This is a genomic window from Saccharopolyspora antiqui, from assembly GCF_052246905.1.
GTDB lineage: Bacteria > Actinomycetota > Actinomycetes > Mycobacteriales > Pseudonocardiaceae > Saccharopolyspora.
In genome coordinates, this window is record NZ_JBQQBO010000008.1 from 185,296 (window position 1) to 204,513 (window position 19,218).

At 67.5% G+C, this 19,218-nt stretch carries 21 protein-coding genes; 12 read left to right on the top strand and 9 right to left on the bottom strand.

Going from position 1 to position 19,218, the window contains the following annotated elements; genetic code table 11:
• Positions 1 to 108 precede the first annotated feature (108 nt).
• Positions 109 to 294 carry a DUF7455 domain-containing protein gene (locus tag ACTWQN_RS15770; protein ID WP_085982109.1) on the bottom strand — a complete coding sequence of 62 codons (186 nt, stop codon included), beginning with the start codon at positions 292 to 294 and terminating at the stop codon, positions 109 to 111.
• Positions 295 to 1,208: 914 nt separating this feature from the next.
• Here ACTWQN_RS15770 and ACTWQN_RS15775 point away from each other — a divergent pair.
• From ACTWQN_RS15775 to ACTWQN_RS15790, 4 genes are all read left to right on the top strand, one after another.
• Complete coding sequence (locus ACTWQN_RS15775) at positions 1,209 to 1,712, top strand: AAA family ATPase (RefSeq protein ID WP_443204218.1); 504 nt, start codon at positions 1,209 to 1,211, stop codon at positions 1,710 to 1,712.
• 508 nt (positions 1,713 to 2,220) lie between these two features.
• Positions 2,221 to 3,168 carry an ABC transporter ATP-binding protein gene (locus ACTWQN_RS15780; RefSeq protein ID WP_443204219.1) on the top strand — a complete coding sequence of 316 codons (948 nt, stop codon included), beginning with the start codon at positions 2,221 to 2,223 and terminating at the stop codon, positions 3,166 to 3,168.
• Positions 3,165 to 4,523, top strand: coding sequence for an ABC transporter permease (locus tag ACTWQN_RS15785; protein ID WP_443204220.1), 1,359 nt, complete (start codon positions 3,165 to 3,167; stop codon positions 4,521 to 4,523). Before ACTWQN_RS15780 ends, ACTWQN_RS15785 begins: the two co-directional genes overlap by 4 nt.
• 4 nt (positions 4,524 to 4,527) lie before the next feature.
• On the top strand, positions 4,528 to 7,284 hold the full coding sequence (locus ACTWQN_RS15790; protein ID WP_443204221.1) for an alkaline phosphatase family protein: 2,757 nt from the start codon (positions 4,528 to 4,530) through the stop codon (positions 7,282 to 7,284).
• 166 nt (positions 7,285 to 7,450) lie between these two features.
• Here the strand turns inward: ACTWQN_RS15790 and ACTWQN_RS15795 are convergent, their stop codons facing one another.
• The 4 genes from ACTWQN_RS15795 to ppgK form a co-directional block, all read right to left on the bottom strand.
• On the bottom strand, positions 7,451 to 8,152 hold the full coding sequence (locus ACTWQN_RS15795; protein ID WP_443204222.1) for a YqeB family protein: 702 nt from the start codon (positions 8,150 to 8,152) through the stop codon (positions 7,451 to 7,453).
• Positions 8,149 to 8,754 (bottom strand): TetR/AcrR family transcriptional regulator, encoded by a 606-nt coding sequence (locus ACTWQN_RS15800; RefSeq protein WP_443204223.1) that lies wholly within the window; start codon positions 8,752 to 8,754, stop codon positions 8,149 to 8,151. The genes ACTWQN_RS15795 and ACTWQN_RS15800 overlap by 4 nt, the downstream gene beginning before the upstream one ends.
• A gap of 161 nt (positions 8,755 to 8,915) precedes the next feature.
• Entirely contained in the window at positions 8,916 to 10,319 is a 1,404-nt protein-coding gene (locus ACTWQN_RS15805; RefSeq protein ID WP_443204224.1) for an RNA polymerase sigma factor, read from the bottom strand.
• A 238-nt stretch (positions 10,320 to 10,557) separates the two neighbouring features.
• Positions 10,558 to 11,319 carry a polyphosphate--glucose phosphotransferase gene (ppgK, locus tag ACTWQN_RS15810; protein WP_443204225.1) on the bottom strand — a complete coding sequence of 254 codons (762 nt, stop codon included), beginning with the start codon at positions 11,317 to 11,319 and terminating at the stop codon, positions 10,558 to 10,560.
• A 102-nt stretch (positions 11,320 to 11,421) separates the two neighbouring features.
• On the opposite strand from ppgK, the gene ACTWQN_RS15815 reads away from it, so the two are divergent.
• Complete coding sequence (locus tag ACTWQN_RS15815) at positions 11,422 to 12,213, top strand: inositol monophosphatase family protein (RefSeq protein ID WP_443204226.1); 792 nt, start codon at positions 11,422 to 11,424, stop codon at positions 12,211 to 12,213.
• A 57-nt stretch (positions 12,214 to 12,270) separates the two neighbouring features.
• Here ACTWQN_RS15815 and cei read toward each other — a convergent pair whose 3' ends face one another.
• Positions 12,271 to 12,972 carry an envelope integrity protein Cei gene (cei, locus tag ACTWQN_RS15820; protein WP_443204227.1) on the bottom strand — a complete coding sequence of 234 codons (702 nt, stop codon included), beginning with the start codon at positions 12,970 to 12,972 and terminating at the stop codon, positions 12,271 to 12,273.
• Between the two features lie 471 nt (positions 12,973 to 13,443).
• Here cei and ACTWQN_RS15825 point away from each other — a divergent pair, with 471 nt between their 5' ends.
• A complete protein-coding gene (locus ACTWQN_RS15825; protein WP_184727472.1) occupies positions 13,444 to 13,743 on the top strand; it encodes a DUF4193 domain-containing protein in 300 nt (99 codons plus the stop codon).
• A 145-nt stretch (positions 13,744 to 13,888) separates the two neighbouring features.
• Here ACTWQN_RS15825 and ACTWQN_RS15830 read toward each other — a convergent pair whose 3' ends face one another.
• Positions 13,889 to 14,398: a DUF3093 domain-containing protein gene (locus ACTWQN_RS15830; RefSeq protein WP_443204228.1), complete on the bottom strand. Its 510-nt coding sequence runs from the start codon at positions 14,396 to 14,398 to the stop codon at positions 13,889 to 13,891.
• A 24-nt stretch (positions 14,399 to 14,422) separates the two neighbouring features.
• Between ACTWQN_RS15830 and dut the strand changes: the two genes are divergently transcribed.
• From dut to ACTWQN_RS15860, 6 genes are all read left to right on the top strand, one after another.
• A complete protein-coding gene (gene dut / locus ACTWQN_RS15835) occupies positions 14,423 to 14,914 on the top strand; it encodes a dUTP diphosphatase (protein ID WP_443204229.1) in 492 nt (163 codons plus the stop codon).
• A gap of 4 nt (positions 14,915 to 14,918) precedes the next feature.
• Positions 14,919 to 15,566: a DUF3710 domain-containing protein gene (locus ACTWQN_RS15840; RefSeq protein WP_443204230.1), complete on the top strand. Its 648-nt coding sequence runs from the start codon at positions 14,919 to 14,921 to the stop codon at positions 15,564 to 15,566.
• A 191-nt stretch (positions 15,567 to 15,757) separates the two neighbouring features.
• Complete coding sequence (locus ACTWQN_RS15845) at positions 15,758 to 16,135, top strand: OB-fold nucleic acid binding domain-containing protein (protein ID WP_443204231.1); 378 nt, start codon at positions 15,758 to 15,760, stop codon at positions 16,133 to 16,135.
• Positions 16,132 to 16,872 carry a DUF3159 domain-containing protein gene (locus ACTWQN_RS15850; RefSeq protein ID WP_443204232.1) on the top strand — a complete coding sequence of 247 codons (741 nt, stop codon included), beginning with the start codon at positions 16,132 to 16,134 and terminating at the stop codon, positions 16,870 to 16,872. The genes ACTWQN_RS15845 and ACTWQN_RS15850 overlap by 4 nt, the downstream gene beginning before the upstream one ends.
• A 46-nt stretch (positions 16,873 to 16,918) precedes the next feature.
• Positions 16,919 to 17,215, top strand: coding sequence for a transcriptional regulator (locus ACTWQN_RS15855; RefSeq protein WP_443204233.1), 297 nt, complete (start codon positions 16,919 to 16,921; stop codon positions 17,213 to 17,215).
• The gene (locus ACTWQN_RS15860; RefSeq protein WP_443204234.1) at positions 17,212 to 17,658 is read left to right on the top strand and encodes a type II toxin-antitoxin system VapC family toxin; all 447 of its coding nucleotides are present in this window, start codon (positions 17,212 to 17,214) and stop codon (positions 17,656 to 17,658) included. Before ACTWQN_RS15855 ends, ACTWQN_RS15860 begins: the two co-directional genes overlap by 4 nt.
• A gap of 5 nt (positions 17,659 to 17,663) precedes the next feature.
• Here ACTWQN_RS15860 and ACTWQN_RS15865 read toward each other — a convergent pair whose 3' ends face one another.
• Complete coding sequence (locus tag ACTWQN_RS15865) at positions 17,664 to 18,335, bottom strand: potassium channel family protein (protein ID WP_443204235.1); 672 nt, start codon at positions 18,333 to 18,335, stop codon at positions 17,664 to 17,666.
• Positions 18,335 to 19,000 carry a potassium channel family protein gene (locus ACTWQN_RS15870; RefSeq protein WP_443204236.1) on the bottom strand — a complete coding sequence of 222 codons (666 nt, stop codon included), beginning with the start codon at positions 18,998 to 19,000 and terminating at the stop codon, positions 18,335 to 18,337. Before ACTWQN_RS15870 ends, ACTWQN_RS15865 begins: the two co-directional genes overlap by 1 nt.
• Between the last annotated feature and the right edge of the window lie 218 nt (positions 19,001 to 19,218).

The following is a 19,218-nucleotide window of genomic DNA, read 5'->3' on the forward strand; positions in this document are numbered from 1 at the left end:
GGGCGAAAGCGCCGCTCACCCGGGCGTCGGGGCGGGCGCGCTTTCGCGGGCGAGAAAAAACCGTGCCCCCGCAGCACCTGCGGGGGCACGGTCACGTTCGACGGGTGTTTACTGCTCGTCCTGTTGGAGGTCGGCCTGCACCTCGCGCAGCCCGGCCTCGTACGCACGGGCGTGGTGCCCGCAGAACAGAAGCTCGCCACCGGATGGCAATACGGCGCGAAGCTTCGCAGCGGCCCCGCAGCGGTCGCAGCGGTCGGCGGCGGTCAGCTCGGGGCGGGTGAGCGTTCCCGGCATCGTGATCTCCCTCCGTCCCGGCGTCGGAATCACCCGACGCCCTCGATCCTGCTACGACCACCGGTGGCCCACTGGCTGCGGGGTCGGTGCTCGTGGCTCCACTCTTCCAGACGCTTTGGCTGGAGTCAGTGTTCCCGCGCCGGGTCGCGACGGTCGTCACCATGAAGTACCCGGTTGTAGCAGCGGTGCTAGCGGAGCGTGATCAACACCACGGAAAAGCTTGTGACGTGCGGAAATACCGATCCGGTCCGACCACGGAACGAATCTGCCGTCAATCACAACCCCGACTTTCGGTGTTTCAGATCACAGATCCACGCCGATTCACGGCCGCCGTTTCCGCTGGAAGCGAACAACAAATCCCACCAACCGGACGCCTTGTGGCCGCTGAGCAGTCCGCCAAACGGCCTAATCGAAGCGTGGCCAAGCCTCTCGACACCCAGATGTCGCGCTGCGGTGTGCTCACGTCGCGCGCCCACACCCGTGCGTGAACGTGCGAAGTCGAGGTCTTGGTATGCCCAGTGGGATCGAGATGCAATGGCACCGACGGCGGCCCGAGAAGTACTGGCGTTGGGGTGATTGCCGACTTCGGAACTCCTGCCGCGGTGCTGTCGAGCACCGTGGTCAAGCGCAATCTCACTCCACGCGCATTGCTGGTTGCTGTCCGCAGTGCCGCCTGGTCGGGTTCACCCTGCCTCGTCGGAACCTCGTCTCGTCACTGCGCGCCCCGCGACCAAGATGTCCTCATTGGACTCTCGAAAGTCGGGATCGGCTCTGGGCTGAAACTCTGGTAAGAACCGGGATTACCACTCACGACCAGGTACTGCCGAGCCCCAGAGGAGTGCGGGTTTGCTTGCGCCGAGCGGGAAACTGCGTACCGAGCGGGAACTGTTCGCCGAACTACCAAGGAGCCGCCTGTGCTCGCCCGTCGTGCCTTCATTCCCGAAGCCCAGCGCCCGGCGTCGTTCGACGCGCGGCCGTACACGGTGCCGTGCGTCACCGAGCACGGGCTGACCTTCACCTCGCCGGTGACGATGATCGTCGGCGAGAACGGGTCGGGAAAATCGACGCTGGTCGAGGCGATCGCCGATACCTACTGGTACGGCTATTTCGGCGATGCAACCACGATCAACAGGACATTGATGCGGCTGGACGTTTTGCAGAACGAGGTCCGATCTGTGGATCAGCAATGGTCAGTAACCTGGGTGAGCGGAATCCCCAGACTGACTCTGGCAACGAGGTTCGCCCGTGGACAGATCAACAAGAAATCCTACCGCGCCACCTTCACGCGAAACGAGCTGGGAAAGCTCGTCGAGGAATCTCAGCGCACATTTTCGGCTGGGGAGTTGAAGGCGCCACTCCAGGATGCCGTGATCGGTGCCGGATGGATCTGGCGCGGTCTGGTGATCGGAAAGCTCTGAAAGGCCCAAAGGTGTGGGCGACGAATTCGAAGTCGATCCAGTCGCGTTGCGAGATGCCGCGTCTCGGATAGTTGGCGCTGTTGAGGACATGCGGGACGGCACAGCTGGCCAGTTTTGCTGGTAATGCGGCTGAATGCGGTCATGACGGTCTGCGCCGAGCTCGTTTGCCGACGTCGACCAGCACCACCAGGTAGCGCTGCGGATCCATGCCGCGAACCCGCCTCTCGGCGGTGATCACGAGGTCGCCAGTATCTCCTATCGCGATCGGCAGGCGTTGGCTGTTCGGGTATCAGAATCGGAAAAAACGGCGCTAAGCCGCAAATCCGCTAATTGGGGATCATAGTGAGGTTGTTAGCCGAATTTGCTGTGATCTTCACCATTGTTGGCGGTAGGACATTGGTGCGGCAGACACCGGCCGTTTTTAGTTCCATGAATGTTCAACTAGCTACCCTGCTCGCGCCATTCTCGGTGCCTAACTTCCCGGAGGGTTACGAAAAGAAAGGGATCCATGGACACAACCCTCGCAGTCCGGGCTCGTGGGATCACCAAATGTTTCGGCGATGTCGTCGCACTCGACTGCATCGATCTGGATGTGGCGCAGGGGCAGATCCACGGGCTGGTCGGCCCGAACGGCGCCGGGAAGACGACACTGCTCGGCCTGCTGCTGGGCCTGGCCGTCGCCGACAACGGCCGCCTCGAAATCCTGGGTACGCCAGTCGGGCGGGCGCTGGCGGCTCCCGACGCGGTCGCTGGCTTCGTGGACGGACCCGGGCTCTACCCCTCGCTCACCGCCAGGCAGAACCTCGCCGCGCTGGCCGCTCTCCGCAGCCACGACGCGCGGACAGCGGGTATCGACGACGCGCTCGACCAGGTCGGGCTCGTCGATGTCGCCGACGACCGGGTTCGGGGCTTCTCCCTCGGCATGCGTCAGCGGCTCGGGCTCGCCGCCGCCCTGCTCACCAAGCCCCGGCTGCTGGTACTCGACGAGCCGTCCAACGGCCTCGACCCTGCTGGCAAGAAGCACGTGCACGGTGTCCTCACCCGGCTCGCGACGGAGGGCACCACCGCAGTGCTCTCCAGCCACCGGATGGACGACCTTGAGGCGCTGTGCACCGAGGTCACCATCCTCGCGACCGGACGGGTCGTCTTCTCCGGCCCGCTGAGCAAGTTGTCCGCGGAGAACGGCGAACTCGACTACCGGCTCCGTACCTCCGACCCGGAGGCCGCCCGCCGGTTGATTCTCGACACGCCCGGGGTCCGCATCGTCGACGGCTCCGATGCCGGGGCGCGGCAAGACACCGAGGTCGTCGTGGTGCGCGCGCTGGTGCCTGCCCTCGACGAACTGGTGGCGGGACTCGTGCGCGCGGGCATCGCGGTGCGCGAGCTGGCACCCGTGGTGTCGCCGCTCGAAGCCGCGTTCCTCGCCCTCACCGAGCAGCAGGAGTCCAACCGATGACCGCGACCATCGCCGAGCCCGACGCTCCCGCTGCCCGCCCCGCCTCGGTGGCGCGCGGCTACCGCTTCGAGTTGGTCAAGCTGCTCTCCCAATGGCGGGTCCGCTTGTTGATCCTCGCCTGCTGGATCGCGCCGGGACTCGTCGTCGCAGTGGTGAGCCAACAGAGCTCACTCCCCACTGACACCGTCTTCGGTCGCTTGATGAACGCCACGGGTTGGGCCGGATCGTTGGTGATGCTCGGTTTCGCGGGCACCTACGCCCTCCCGCTGCTGACCTCGGTGGTCGCCGGTGACGTGTTCGCCTCCGAGGACCGGCTCGGCACCTGGCGCCACCTGCTGGTGGCGGTCCGGTCGTACCGGCGGATCTTCGTGGCGAAGGCACTGGCCAGCCTCACCGTCATCCTGGTGCTCGTGGCCGGGATGGCCGTGTCCAGCGCGGTCGGCGGAGTCGTGGCGGTCGGCAACCGGCAGCTGGTCGGCCTTGACGGCCACCTGCTCGCTCCGGGGGACGCCGCCGGGCAGGTCCTGCTCGCGTGGGTCTGCGTGCTCGCCCCGACGCTGGCTCTCGCCGCGATCGGGCTACTCGGGTCCGTCGCATTGGGACGGTCGCCGATGGGCCTGCTGCTGCCCGCCGTCGTCGCCCTCGCGATGGCGCTCGCCCAGCTGCTGCCGCTGCCCGTCGCCGTCCGCCTCGCCCTGCCCAGCTACACCTTCGTCGCGTGGAACGGCCTGTTCACCAGCCCGGTACAGCTCGGCCCGCTGCTGATCAGCATCGTGGTCAGCCTGGTGTGGGCCGTCACCGCGACCGCGCTGGCCTACCTGCTCTTCCTGCGGCGCGACTTCACCAACCTCATCTCGGACGGCTCCGGGCGCCGTGCGATCACCGTCGGAGCCCTGCCGCTGGTCGGGCTCGTCGGCCTCGCGTTCGCGATCATCGCCGTGGCGACCCCCTCCCTGGGTTCCGGGATCGAGCAGGACAAGGTGCAGCGCTCGCTCGCCACGACGTTCGCCCACCTCTACCGCCTGCAGACCGAGCAGCTGAACCGTCCCGCCGTCACCGAAGCGCAGCTGGCGGTTACGGCGGCGTGCGACAAGGGCGGCGACATGGTCTCCGATCAGGGGCCGGGCAACGACTGGCGTTGCGTCGTCTACTGGCATCTCCCCGACGTCGAGGCCGTGGGGACGGCCATCTACCAGCTCGACGTCACCTCAGACGGGCGGTTCGTCGCCGACGGCGACGGGCCGAAGGAAGTGAACGGCTACTTCCAGGTGCGGACCCCGGCCGGGGACCAACCCAACCCGCTGTGGCAGTTCGACGGGAATGTCGAACTGCTGCGAACCACATCGAAGGGATAACTCAATGCGAGTAACGCGCCATCGTCGGCGTGTCGAGAAGGTCCGTTTCGGACTTCTCGGTCGACGCAGCGGCCGGTTACGCTTCGCAACGGTCGGTACCACTACTGTCGTCCTCGTAACTGCGGGCACCGGCATTGGTCTCGCCGCGACGGACCAGTTCGGCACCGACCAGGTCGGCCAGACCACTGACAACGGTCAAGTCGTCTCCAGCGACCAGTACATCAAGCCGATCGGCGACCGCCTCGTCATCAACAACGGCAAGATCATGTCGTCCTCGGTCAGCCCGGACGGCACCCACCTGGCGGCCTCGGTCACCGACGGCGGGATGGCACTGTCCATTGTGGATTTGAAGAACTGGAAGGTGCAGCAGCTCGTCGGCAACTCCGCGTCGGCGAACCCGCGCATCAGCGGCAACGACGTGGGGCAGGAAGGCCCCACGTACTCGCCCGACGGTTCGCAGCTGTGGCTGGGTCAGACCGACGGCTACACCAAGTTCACCGTGAACCCGGACGGCACCGTCGCCAACCCGACCTTCGTCGGGATCCCGGCGGACGGGCCGAAGCACGCGCTGGTGGCTGAGGCGGTGTTCTCGCCCGACGGCTCCACCGTGTACTCCGCCGTCAACGGCCAGAACCGGGTGGTCGCCATCAACGCGGCGACCGGAGCCATCCAGCAGAGCTGGGCCGTGGGCAACGCCCCGCGTGACATGATCAAGGTCGGCGACAAGCTCTACGTCAGCAACGAGGGCGGGCGTCCGGCGAAGCCCGGCGAGCCCACGATCAACTCCTACAACACCCAGGTGCCTGCCGACCCGGTGACCGCTGCCACCACCACCGGCACGGTTAGCGTCATCGACCTGGCGAACCCGGCTGCGGCCGCCACGAGCGTCGACGTCGGGCTGCACCCGACCGCCCTGTACGCCAAGAACGGGGCGCTGTTCGTCACCAACACCGCGACCAACGACGTGTCGGTCATCGACACCGCCAGCAACAAGGTCGTCCAGACCATCGCCACCCAGCCATGGCCGGAGGCGACGGTCGGCTACGAGCCCGACGCGGTGACGCTCACCGACGACGGTCACCTGCTGGTGACGCTCGGTCGCGCCAACGCGGTCGCCGTCTACCGGTACACGAGCCCGCTGGAGCCGGTCAGCTACGTCGGCCTGCTCCCGACGGACTACTTCCCCGCGGAGATCACCACCGTCGGCAACGACGTGCTGGTCTCCAACACCCGTGGTATCGACGCCCTCCGTCCCACCAACAGCGCCGGGCACGCCACCCACGACACGACGTCGAGCCTGCAGCGGTTCACGCTGCCGGACGACAAGGCGATCAAGGGCTACACGGCCACGGTCTTCCAGCAGAACGGCTGGACCAACAACTCGGTCGAGATCGCCAACGGCAACAAGGCGAAGGAGGTGCCGGTTCCGAAGCGCCTCGGTGACCCCTCGACGATCAAGCACGTCTTCATGATCGTCAAGGAGAACCGGACCTACGACCAGGTCTTGGGTGACGTCCCGCAGGGCAACGGCGACCCGTCGCTGGCCCAGTTCGGCGAGAACGTGACGCCGAACCAGCACGCGATGGCCCAGCAATTCGGGCTGTACGACAACACGTACGACATCGGCACGAACTCCGCCGAGGGGCACAACTGGCTGATGCAGGCCGACGACCCGGAGTACACCGAATCCTCGGCCGGTGAGTACCTGCGCAGCTACGACACCGAGGACGACGCGCTCGGCCACCAGCGGACCGGCTTCATCTGGACCGGTGCCCAGGCGGCCGGGAAGAGCGTGCGGGACTTCGGTGAGTTCCAGCAGTTCCTGACCAAGCCGTCGGGCGCGAGCTGGCAGAACCTGTACTGCGACACCAAGAACATGGCGGCGACCGGGCAGGACACCGCCTACCCCCTGGTCTCGTCCTCGCCGATCCCATCGCTCAACGACGTGTCGGTGCACGGCTTCCCGAAGTTCGACACCAGCGTCCCGGACATCTACCGGTACGAGATCTGGAAGCGTGACTTCGAGAAGAACGGGCCGGCCAACCTGAACATGTTCTGGCTCTCCAGCGACCACACCGGTGGCCCGGCGAACGCGGCCGCCCAGGTCGCGGACAACGACCTCGCGGTCGGCAAGATCGTTGACGAGATCTCGCACAGCCAGTACTGGAAGGACTCGGCGATCTTCGTGGTCGAGGACGACTCCCAGGCCGGTTTGGACCACGTCGACGGCCACCGTGCCCCGATCCAGATCATCAGCCCCTGGGCCCAGCGCGGCGCCGTTGACAGCCACTACTACTCGCAGATCACGATGATCCGGACCATCGAGCAGATCCTCGGGATCCATCCGATGAACCAGAAGGACAGCGCGGCCACCCCAATGGCCGCGGCGTTCACCGGGAAGCCCGACTACACGCCGTTCACCGCGGTGCCGAACCGGACCTCGCTGACCGCGGGTCTGTCGACCCCGCCGACCTGCGGTGTGGACACCCCCGCACCGCCGAACGCCAACGCCGCGGCCGTACCGTCCGCCACGGTGCCGACGGACAAGCAGCAGGTGGCGGCGCAGTGGGCGGAGTGGCAGACGCACCAGCGCCTGACGGGGCCGAACGCCACGGCCGACTACGCCAATCCCGCGCAGATGAACCACTTCACGTGGTACCAGACGCACGGGTGGACGCAGCCCTACCCGGGTGAGGACGAGGTCTTCGCGCCGGACCAGGTGCCGGGCGCCTACATCCCGTCGGCGGAGTCCGACGGCTGACGTCCACTGACGCCACCAAGAGCGCCCCTGACCGGCGACCCTGGCCAGGGGCCTCTTTGGTCCCCTGCATGGCAAATACAGGATTTGGACACAAGCAGCCCGTCAGCAGCGGCTGCCGTCACGAGCTCTGCGGGACGGTGACGATTCGCCGCTCGCGAAGTGGTCTTCAGGTGTCTCGGGGGCCTGGAATGCGGCGGTACTGCTGGGTTTCTTCGCGGTCTCGGAGGACTACGCCGATCGCTTGGAGTTGGTCGGCGAGGTCGGCCGCGGCGCCTCGCTGCTTGTCGGTCAGGGCTCGGGCTCGGGCCCTGAACAGGGCGTTGGCCTGGTCGTCCAGGCCGGGGTGGCCGTCCAGCCACTTGCTGAACTCGTTCTCGTGGGGGTCGCTGGTGCCCGCCCACGGGTAGCCCAAGCGTTCGAAGGCGGCGCGCACCTTGGTCTTCGACAGGTCGGAGGACTTGTGGCGGGCGAGCTGCCTGGTGGTCGCGTCGAGGAAGACCAGGTCCTTGCGGTCCTGGAACACCGCATCGATCTCGGCGCGGTGGAGGTAGCGTTCGGCGCCGTTCTGCTTGAGCCGGACGCCCGCTTCGTCGATGGTCAGCTCCAGGCTCTCCTTCTGCGCCTCGGCCGCCAACCAGCTGCCCGCGACCAGGCCGACGACCGCCAGCACCGGCACTGCCCAGGCCGTCGGCAGGGTGGCGGCCAGGCGCAGTGGGCCGGGGGCTTCGCCCAGGAGGTCGATGAACCACTGCACCAGCGGTTTGACCAGGAAGCCCAGACCGAGGCCAAGGGTGCCGCAGCCGATCCGCAGCACCCAGAGCACCGCGCTCGACATGCGGAGGGTCGTGGACGAATCCGTGGTGGTCATGCGGGATCTCCAGTGGGGTCGTGCGGTCGGGAGAGGAATCTGGTGATGATCCGGCGCAGCATCGGGCGCGGGTCCCGGTCCGGGTCGGCGTTGAGGAACGCGCCGTCGATGACGACCTGGATCCACTGCGCGGTCTCGTGCGGATCCAGCGCCGGGTCGATCGCGCCGACGCGGATGCCGCGTTCGACCAGCGTCGCGAAGCCCTCGTGCAGGATTGCCGTGGTCTCGGTGATGACCTGCGCCAACTCCGGGTCCTTGCCGACCTGCCGGACGAGCTCGACCAGGATTCCGGGGGCCAGCGGGTCCATCGCATCGGCGGCCAGCGCGTCCACCATCGCCAGGATCGACGCCACCGGGTCGTCGTCGGCGTGCTGCTCGACGAGCTCGCGGGCGGCGGGGAGGTCGGGTTCGAAGATCGCGCGGAACAGGGCCCGTTTGTCGGTGAAGTAGTAGAAGACGCTTCCGGAGCTGAGGCCCGCGGCTTTCGCGATCTCCGCGGCCGAGGTGCCTTCGAAGCCGCGCTCCGCGAAAAGCGTCGCCGCCGCCTGCGTGATCGCTTCGCGCCGGGCGGCGGCGAGCGCTGGATCAACGGATCGGGCCATGCGACGATGCTAACAGATTAACTGATTGGTCAGTTAAAGAATTGGTCGGAGGGGCACCTCTGATCGGAGGCACGGTAATGCGGCTGTCGAGACCGGGCTTTGTCACGACGATGCCGCTGATCCGCAAAATAGCAGGTCAGCGGCATCGCTCGGCTAGCTTCTCAGTCCAGGTAGTCGCGCAGGACCTGGGAGCGGGACGGGTGGCGGAGCTTCGACATGGTCTTGGACTCGATCTGCCGGATGCGCTCCCGCGTCACGCCGTAGACCTGGCCGATCTCGTCCAGCGTTCGCGGCTGGCCGTCGGTGAGCCCGAAGCGCAGGCGAACCACACCGGCCTCCCGTTCGGACAGCGTCGCCAGCACCGACTGCAGCTGGTCCTGCAGCAGCGTGAACGACACCGCGTCGACCGCGACGACGGCTTCGGAGTCCTCGATGAAGTCGCCGAGCTGGCTGTCGCCCTCATCGCCGATCGTCTGGTCCAGGGAGATGGGTTCCCGGGCGTACTGCTGGATCTCCAGCACCTTCTCCGGGGTGATGTCCATTTCCTTGGCGAGCTCTTCGGGCGTGGGCTCGCGGCCGAGGTCCTGCAGCAGCTCGCGCTGTATGCGGCCGAGCTTGTTGATCACCTCGACCATGTGCACCGGGATGCGGATGGTGCGGGCCTGGTCGGCCATGGCGCGGGTGATGGCCTGTCGGATCCACCAGGTCGCGTAGGTGGAGAACTTGTAACCCTTGGTGTAGTCGAACTTCTCCACCGCGCGGATCAGGCCCAGGTTGCCTTCCTGGATCAGGTCCAGGAAGGCCATGCCGCGGCCGGTGTAGCGCTTGGCGAGGCTGACGACCAGGCGGAGGTTGGCCTCCAGCAGGTGGTTCTTCGCCCGCTCGCCGTCCCGCACGATCCAGCGCAGGTCGCGCCGCATCTGGGTGGTCAGCTGCTCGCCGGCCTCCTCGACCTGCCGCAGCCGCTCCGCGCCGTAGAGCCCGGCCTCGATGCGCTTGGCCAGCTCCACCTCTTCCTCGGCGTTGAGCAGCGCGACCTTGCCGATCTGCTTCAGGTAGGCGCGCACCGAGTCGGCGGAAGCGGTCAGCTCGGCGTCCTTGCGGGCCTGCCGGAGCGCCTCGGATTCCTCTTCGTCCCAGACGAAGTCGCCGGACTCCTTGGTTTCCTCCTCCGGAACGGGCTCCTCCGGAATTTCCACCTCGACCTCGGCGAGGTCGGCGACATCCGGGGACGTCAAGTCGGTCTCGATCGGTTCGTCGATCTCCATGCCCTCGCCACTGCCCTTGGCGGGGGCGGTCGTCGACTTGGTCGACTTCTTCGCTGGAGCCTTGGCGCCCTTTTTGGCTGCCGCCGTCTTCGCGGCGGCGGGCTTGCGGGCCGTCGTCTTCGCGCCTGTCGAGCTCTTGGCAGTGCTCTTGCGCGCGGCGGTGGAGTTCGTCTGCTCGGTGTCAGACGAAGCAGCCGCCTTCGAAGCGGGGGTGTCCTGGGACTGGCCCGACTCGGCCTGAGCACCGCCGGTAGCGGCGGAGCTGGAGCGTCGGGTTGCTGTTTCTGCGGCTGCCACGTACGCCCTTTCGCGACGGTCGATGAGGGCTGGCCGGAGGGCGCGAAACCTCGGCCGCCAAAGGTGGGGGACGGCCCACTGGATCCAGCCCTGCGCCTGTCAAGGAATCACCTGGGCTTTTCCTCGATGAGCACTTCGAATCAAGTGGGCTGCGTTCCATTGTAACTGCGATGCGGGGGTGCGGTTCCGCCGCAAGGCGGAGTCCGCGCGTCCCGTCATGTGCTAAGCAGTCGGCAGATCAGGTGTTGTCCCTGGTCGCGGCGGCTGTCGCGGCCCCGACGATGCCGGCGTCATTGCGCAACGCCGCAGCTACCACCGGAGTGCGGGTCTGCAGCAGTGGAATCCATTTGTGACCCTTTTTGCTGACCCCGCCGCCAGCGATGATCAGGTCCGGCCACAGGAACTTCTCCAGGCCCTCGATGTAGTGGCTGACGCGCGGCGCCCACTGCTCGTAGGAGAGCTCCAGTTCGTCCTTGATCGAGGCGGCGGCCCGCGACTCGGCGTCGTGGCCGTCCACTTCGATGTGGCCGAATTCGGTGTTGGGCACCAGCTTGCCGTCGATGAACATGGCGCTGCCGATCCCGGTGCCGAAGGTCAGCACCACGACCAGCCCGCGATGCCCGGCACCGGCCCCGGTGCGCATCTCGGCGATCCCGGCGGCGTCGGCGTCGTTGAGCACCACCACCTCTTCCCGGGTGCGGCCGAGCCGTTCGGCGAACAGCGCTTGCGCATCCGTACCGATCCATCCCTTGTCGACGTTGGCTGCGGTGAGCGCGGTGCCGTCCTTGATCACGCAGGGCAGCGTGATGCCGATTGGACCGGTCCAGGCGAACTTCTCGACGATCTCCGCGACGGCGTCCGCCACTGCGGCCGGGGTCGAAGGCTGCGGGGTGGGGATCCGCATCCGCTCCTCGGCCAGCACGCCACCGTCGATGTCGACCGGACACCCCTTGATGCCCGACCCGCCGATATCGACGCCGAAACCGCGGGCAGTCGCCATGACTGATCCTTCCTATTCGATTCAGACGAAGGTGTGCAGACCTTAACCGGGTTGTGTTGCGATGTGTACGTGGGATTGGCAAAAGAGGTAGATCCGAAAACCTTGTGCGAGGTCGCTGTGCGGATCGCGGGTGAGGCGGCCGAGTTGGCCCGCACGGTGCGTGACGAAGCGATCGTGGATGGCGCGGTGGACACCAAGAGCACCGAGACCGATGTCGTCACGGCAGGCGACCGCGCCGTGGAACGGCTCGTGCGGGAGCGGTTGGCGCGACTGCGGCCCGGCGAGTCGGTGCTGGGCGAGGAAGAAGGCGGTGAAGGCGCGCTGGACGGGCTGCGCTGGGTCGTCGACCCGATCGACGGCACCGTCAACTATCTGTACGGCTTCCCCTGGTACTCGGTTTCGCTGGCCGCGCAGATCGATGGGCGCTCGGTGGCCGGTGCGGTGGTGGAGCCGGTGTCCGGTCGGGTGTGGAGTGCCGCGGCCGGGCACGGCGCCTTCCTGGACGGCCGTCGGCTGCGCGTCTCGGCCGCCGATCGGCTCGACCTGTCGCTGATCGGCACCGGCTTCTCCTACTCGGTACAACGCCGCACAGCGCAGGCGGAGGTGCTCGGTCGGCTGCTGGGTCAGGTGCGCGACATCCGGCGGGCCGGGGTGGCGTCGCTGGACCTGTGCGCGGTCGGCGCGGGCTGGCTGGACGGTGTCTTCGAGGTCGGTCTCAACCGGTGGGACTGGGCGGCCGGTGCGCTGGTCGCCGCCGAGGCCGGTGCCGAACTGCGACTGCCCGCTCAGGGTTCGACGGACGGCCTGGGCGACGGGATGATCGTCTGCGCTGCGCCGGGCATCGCCAAGGAGTTGACCGAAGCACTCCAGCGCGCCGAGGCCGGGCGGGTCTGACGCGGCGTGCGTGGCAGTGGGCTCCGCGCGCATTGCCACGCACGGCCAGCCGTTCGGTCAGCAGTGCACTTCGCGGGCTTTGGTCAGCAGTTCGCTGCTGATCCGCGGCGGCGTCACCTCTTGTTGGGCGCCGCCCTGCTGATCCCGTTGGGGCACCCAGTTCTCCAACTCCTGGAGTATCTGCTTGGCCTCCGACGTGGTCTTGATGTCGTCGAAGTCCGCCCCCAGCGCGAAGTCGACGCCAGCGTCCGGGCGCTCGTCGCGGATCAGCTGGGCGCACGGAGCGATCAGGCTCAACGTCCGCGCCGCGCCGGCACCGGCGCTGCCGAAGCGGATCTGGCCGTGGCACTTCAGGTCGTAGTTGACGTAGACCGGGTCGTTGTCCGCGCCGCCCTTGGCGAAGCCGAGGCTGGCCAGCTCGTCGCTGACCAGCGACGCCTGCCGGGCCTCGCCGTTGCCGTTGAGCACTCGCACCGGCGCGTCCTGCGGCGGGATCGGGCTGGTCGAATCGAGCGCGCCGCGCGGCAGCATGGCGCCCAGCGGCACTTGTTGCGGTTGGTCGGCTTCCTGCGGTGCGGCTGTCGGCGCGCCTGGCGGGTTGCAGGTGGTCGCCGCCTCGACGTCCTCCACGGTGTCGAAGACCCGGGTCCACAGCAGGCCGGACAGCACCACGAGCCCTACGAGCACCACCAGAGCGGGCAGTGGCCGACGCCGCCGATACCGGGCTCGCCGAGCCCACCTTGCACTCACGGCTGACACGTCCCGCCCCTCCCTGGATGCCTAGACCCGCGTGCGCACATCACCACTAGATCAGCCTATGCGTAGATCGGGTGTCGCGCGGCGCCGGAGGCCGCCGCCGTGTCGCAGCTGCCTGCGCTTGGTGGACTGAATCGATGATGAACGAAGAACTGCCTGGGCATCGCATCACGGAGTGCTTTACCGGGCAACCAAAGAAGGCGACGCCGGCGGTTCCGGGGATTGATCTTCGACAGCCTGCGGATGCAGCAAACACCACACCTATGGGTGACCTGGTGAGTGTGCGGACTTTGTATGAGCTACCCTCTCGGCGCCTCACGGAGTGCCGGATGAGGCAAGTCGCTCATTACGGGGGAACTGAACACGTTGCAGGGCGAGACCACGATCACTGCGCCAGCGGGCACAAATCCGGGTCCTGGAACGTTAACCAGCGGCACACCATTGCAGTCTCCACAAACGCAGGGGTGAATCACGATGGCGACCGACTACGACGCTCCGCGCCGCGAGTCTGAGGACTTGGCCGAGGACTCGTTGGAGGAGCTGAAGGCGCGACGCAACGATGCGCAATCGGGCGTCGTCGACGAGGACGAAGGGGCGATCGCGGAGAACTTCGAACTGCCGGGCGCGGACCTGTCCGGTGAGGAGATGACCGTCAAGGTGCTCCCGAAGCAGGCGGACGAGTTCACCTGCTCAAGCTGCTTCCTCGTCCATCACCGCAGCCGACTGGCCGAGAACCGAAATGGTCGGCTGGTCTGCCGCGATTGCGCTGCCTGATCCGGGCGGCCAGCGTCGACGAGACCGGGAAGTGGCTGGGCACACGCTGACGGCGTGTGCCCAGTTGTTCTTCAATCGTCTGTCGTTTGAACTCGGTTGAGTGGCGGCGCGGGTAACCGCTTCAAAACAGGATCGAAGACGGGCACTAATGCCCGTTCTTGAGGGCCGCGATCAGTTCATCGGGGCGACGCGTGCTGACCACCCAGTACGGGGTGGGGTCGTCGGTGTCGTTCAACCAGATCCGCACCGAGGTGTGGATCGACGCGCGGTGCACCATGAACGCGGCCGGATCCAGCTCCGGGCCGAGCGCTTGGCGCTGCCGCGCGGCGGGGATGAGCTCGACGTCGTCGATGAACCGCAGCGGCAGGTGCGCGTCACCGACCCACAGCTCGCCATCCCTGATCTCGATCTTGGTCCGGCCCAGCCACACCGGGATGGCGAGGGCCAGCGGCACCAGCACGACGTAGGGCAGCCAGGCCCGCACGCCCGGGTAGCCCATGTGCACCTCCGCGGCGAGCAGCACGGCGGCGATCATCGGCAGGGGCCAGGTCCACCACGACGCGTACAACCGCTCGCGGAACACCGGATGCCCCTTCGAATTCGCCTGACCGGGGGTGTCCCCGGCGATGCTGGCCGCTTCTACGCTTTCCGACACGGGTTCAGGGTAGTCTCGCCGCCCGTGTCGAACGTGAAGGTCCTGCTGACTCGACTTGACCCCGATGTGCCGCTGCCGTCGTACGCGAAACCAGGCGACGCGGGTGCGGATTTGGTTACCACCAGTGACGTGGTGCTCGAACCGGGCGAACGCGCCGTGGTGGGCACCGGGATCGCGGTGGCGCTGCCGGAGGGCTACGCGGGCTTCGTGCACCCGCGCTCGGGCCTGGCCGTGAAGGCCGGGTTGAGCGTGGTCAACGCGCCGGGCACGGTTGATTCCGGGTACCGGGGTGAGATCAAGGTCTGCCTGATCAATCATGATCGTGCGGTACCGCTGTCGTTGCGGCGCGGCGATCGGATCGCCCAGCTCGTCGTGCAGAAGGTCGAGCACGCGGTGTTCCAGGAGGTCGACGAGCTGCCTGCGTCGCAGCGGGGTGCCGGGGGCTTCGGGTCCACCGGCGGGCACGAGGTGCTGGCGGTCTCGGTCGGCGAGGCCGGTCACAGGACGGAGGTCTGAGGGGATGTTCGGATGGGGCCGCGGGCGGGCCAAATCCGCTCGTGACGCGGCGGAGGACGAACTGCACGGGAGTGCTGCCGAGGACCAGGACGCCCTGGACGGCGGGCCGTTCGACGAGAGCGAGGCACCCGACGACGAGGTGGAGCGACTCGACCTCGGTTCGGTGCGGCTACCGGTACCCGAGGGCGGTCAGCTGCAGGTCGAGGTCGATCCGGCCGGACCGGTGCGCGCGGTGCACCTGGTCACCCCGGTCGGTCGGCTGACCGTCAGCGCGTTCGCGGCGCCGCGCAGCAGCGGGCTCTGGGACGAGGTCGGCGAGGAACTCGCCGACCAGCTGCGCAAGGACGGCGCGCGGGTGCACACCGAGCAGGGCGACTGGGGCACCGAACTGGTCGCCGACTCGCCGAAGGCCGCGTTGCGGTTCGTCGGGGTGGACGGGCCGCGCTGGCTGCTGCGCGGTGTCGCGGCCGGACCAGCGGAACTCGCCAAGGACTGCGCGAAGCTGCTGTACGCGGTCCTCGACGAGACCATCGTGGTCCGCGGCGCGGACCCGCTGCCGGTGCGCACGCCGCTGCCGATCGAGCTGCCGGAAGCGATCCAGCGGCACATCCAACAGGCCCAAGCCCAGAACAACAACGGCCAAGCAGGCTGATCGCTGCCGCATCGTGAGTGAAAAATCTGGTGAGAATCACGACTTTCACCCACGACCCTGCGTGATCAACTGAGCCGATCGTGCGGGTTGGATTCTTAATCGCGCTGGCCCCGCGACTACGTTGTTCTCGGCGGCTACGCTGGGGGTGCACGGGCTGCGGAGTCGGGCCCCGAGGCGCACAGGAGCGCTAGATGAGCAAGACCGAAGGCGGCTACTGGCGTCGGCTCGTACATCGGCTGACCAGCGATGTTGCCGAGTTAGATGCCGACGATCTCTCGGAGCAGTCGCAAGCGGGCGGGGCGCAGCGCGCGAGCGAGTGCCAGTGCGGTCAGGAGGCCGTGGTGCTCGGCCGGGTGCGCAGCGTGGGCCTTTGTCCGAGGGCGTCGGCTCCGACGCTGGAGGCCGAGTTGTACGACGGCACCGAGGACGTGACGTTGGTCTGGCTGGGGCGCCGCCGGATCGCCGGAATCGAACCGGGCCGCGTCATCAAGGCCCGTGGCCGGATAGCCGTCCGTGACGGCCGCAAGGTGCTTTACAACCCCTACTACGAGTTGCAGAACACCGCATGAGCGAACGCGATCCATCTGCCGCCGGGCTGCCTGCCCAGGACGCGGCCGACCACCAACCGGACCGAGCCGCACAGCGGACCGGCGACCCCGAGAAGACCCTGCTCGAACAGATGGGCGGCGTCAGCGGGCTGGCCTACTCCGCGGTTCCGATCGTGGTCTTCGTACTGGTCAGTTCCGTGACCTCGCTGATGCCCGCGATCTGGTCGGCGATCGGTGTGGCGATCGCGATCGCGGTCTTCCGGCTGGTGCGCAAGGAACCGCTGCAACCCGCCATCTCCGGGGTGATCGGGGTGGCGGTGTGCTCGTTCATCGCCTACCGGTCCGGTGATGCCAAGGGCTTCTTCCTGCTGGGCATCTGGACCAGCCTGATCTACGGCGGCGTGTTCCTGGTCTCGGTGCTGGCTCGTTGGCCCCTGGTGGGCGTGGCCTGGTCGGCGCTGAACGGGCTGGGTTTCTCCTGGCGCAAGCAGCGCCGCGCACTGGTCGGCTACGACGTGGCGACGCTGGCGTGGACGGTGGTGTTCGCGGCGAAGTACGTGGTGCAGCAGTGGCTGTACGACGCCGATCAGACCGGCTGGCTGGCGTTCGCGCGGATCGTGATGGGCTACCCGTTGACCGGTCTGGCGCTGATCGTCACGATCTGGGCGATCCGCCGCGCGGCGAAGGTCGCCGAAGAGGCGAAGGCCCAAGACCAGCAGGAGACCGCACCCATCCGCTCCAACCCATCGATGGGCTGACCGCCGACGCGAGCCTCAATGCTGTCATGCATGCTAGCATGCTGTCATGTTGCAAGTGTCGTGGCGTGCGAGCGATGAGCTCGTCGAGCGGGTCAAATTCGCGGCTGCCCGTGCTGGCAAGAGCATGAACGAATACCTCACCCAGGTCCTCGATGCGGCGACCAACCCCGAGTTGGCAGGCGACGAGGCCGAACAGGTTCGTGAACGACTTGCCGCCGTTGGGTTGCTCGCAAAGCCAGGGGAACCGCGCATTCGACCGGATCGAGAAGCGGTGCGCCAAGCCCGTGCGGCTGGCAGGCGAGGCAAATCCGCGGCTGAGATCGTTGCGGAGGATCGCGGGTGACCGTTTTTGCCGACTCATCTGCCGTGGTCAAGCTCTATCTGGACGAACCTGGCCACCAGGATGTTCGGAGGCTCAACGGGCTGGTCATCTCCGAGCTCGCCAGGGTCGAGGTTCCCGCCGCGTTGTGGAAGAAACGGCGGATGCGGGTCCTGACGCACGAGCAGGCGGGCTACCTCATCACCGAGTTCGAGGCTGATTACTACGGTGCCGTTGACGAGCCTGGGCCGCGGTTTTCGGTCGTTTCGGTGCGGCCTGCGGTCCTCGACCATGCCGCGCACCTGACCGCGACCTTCGGTCTCCGGGCTTACGACGCTATCCAGTTGGCCACTGCGGTGCTCGCGAGGGCCGCTGAGCCGCGAATCGCGACGTTCGCCGCATACGACAAGCAACTCTGCGCAGCCGCCGTGAGCGAGGGTTTCGCGATGGCAGTGCGTGGCGTTTGAACCGGTCAGTCCGCTGGGTGGTGGTCGTGGACGATGGTTCGGATTTTCTGCTCGACGTCCGCGGTGGCCACGAACAGCATCTCGTCGCCGGCCTCCAGCGGGTCGTCGGCTTGCGGAACGATCACCCGGCCGCCGCGCAGGATGGTCACCAGCGCCGCGTCGGCGGGCAGCTTCAGGTCGCGGACCCGGCGCCCGGCCAGCGGCGTGGTCTCCGGCAGCGTCACCTCGACCAGGTTGGCCTGGCCCTGGCGCAGCGTCATCAACCGGACCAGATCGCCGACGTTGACCGCTTCTTCCACCATCGCGGCCAGCATCCGCGGCGTGGACACCGCTACGTCCACCCCCCACGCCTCGGTGAACAGCCACTCGTTGAGCGGGTCGTTCACCCGGGCCACCACCCGGCGCACCGCGAACTCGGTCTTCGACAGCAGCGACACGACCAGGTTGACCTTGTCGTCCCCGGTGGCCGCGATGACCACGTCGCAGCCCTCCAGCCCGGCGTCCTCCAGCGATGCCAGCTCGCAGGCGTCGGCGAGCATCCACTCCGCGGCGGGGATGTTCTTCGGGTGGAAGTTCTGCACGTTGCGTTCGATCAGCAGGACTTGGTGGTCGCCTTCGAGCAGTTCCCGGGCGATGGACTGGCCGACCGCGCCGGCGCCCGCGATCGCGATGCGCATTACTCGCTCTCCTCGGGTGTGCGGCGAGCTGCCGCGGTGACGTCTGTCACAGTGCCTGACAGGGCCGCCACGTAGACCGTGTCGTCGGCCTGGATGACGGTTTTGGCCTCCGGCAGCACGCCGTTGCCGAACCGCATGATGAACGCGACCCGCGCGCCGGTGGCGTTCTCCACCTCGGCGATGCGGTGGCCGACCCAACCATCGTGCAGCGGTAGCTGCAGGACCGCGACAGTGCCGGAGGGCTCCCGCCACGCGGTGGCGACACCTTCGGGCAGCAGCATGCGCAGGAACCGGTCGGTCGTCCACGGGACGGTGGCCACCGTGGGAATGCCCAGTCGCTGGTAGACCTCGGCCCGCTTGGGGTCGTAGATGCGCGCCACGACGTGTTCGACGCCGAAGGTTTCACGGGCCACCCGAGCCGAGACGATGTTGGAGTTGTCCCCGTTGGACACCGCGGCGAACGCAGCCGCCTGCTCGATCCCCGCTTCCACCAGGATTTCCCGGTCGAATCCGTTGCCGGTGATCTGCTGGCCGCGGAACTCCTTGCCCAGGCGGTGGAACGCCTGGGGGTTCTTGTCCACCACGGCCACGGTGTGATCGAGCCGTTGCAGGGCCGCGGCCAGGGAAGCCCCGACCCGCCCGCAGCCCATGATCACCACGTGCACGACCTTGTCTCCTCGCTGCGGGGTTGTGCTTCGTCGCGACGACCTCGCGCTCGTCTGACGACCGTACCCGGCCGGAAGCGGATCCAGTTCGGTCCGCACCCGTCGGTTCCAGGCGGGTGCACCGTACCGGGTGAGACGGGTCTGTGGGCAGGGGTGGCGGTCCGGATGTGACCTGAGAGGAATTCGGATGGCCGCCGTCGTCGGGTCCGCAGTCCGAA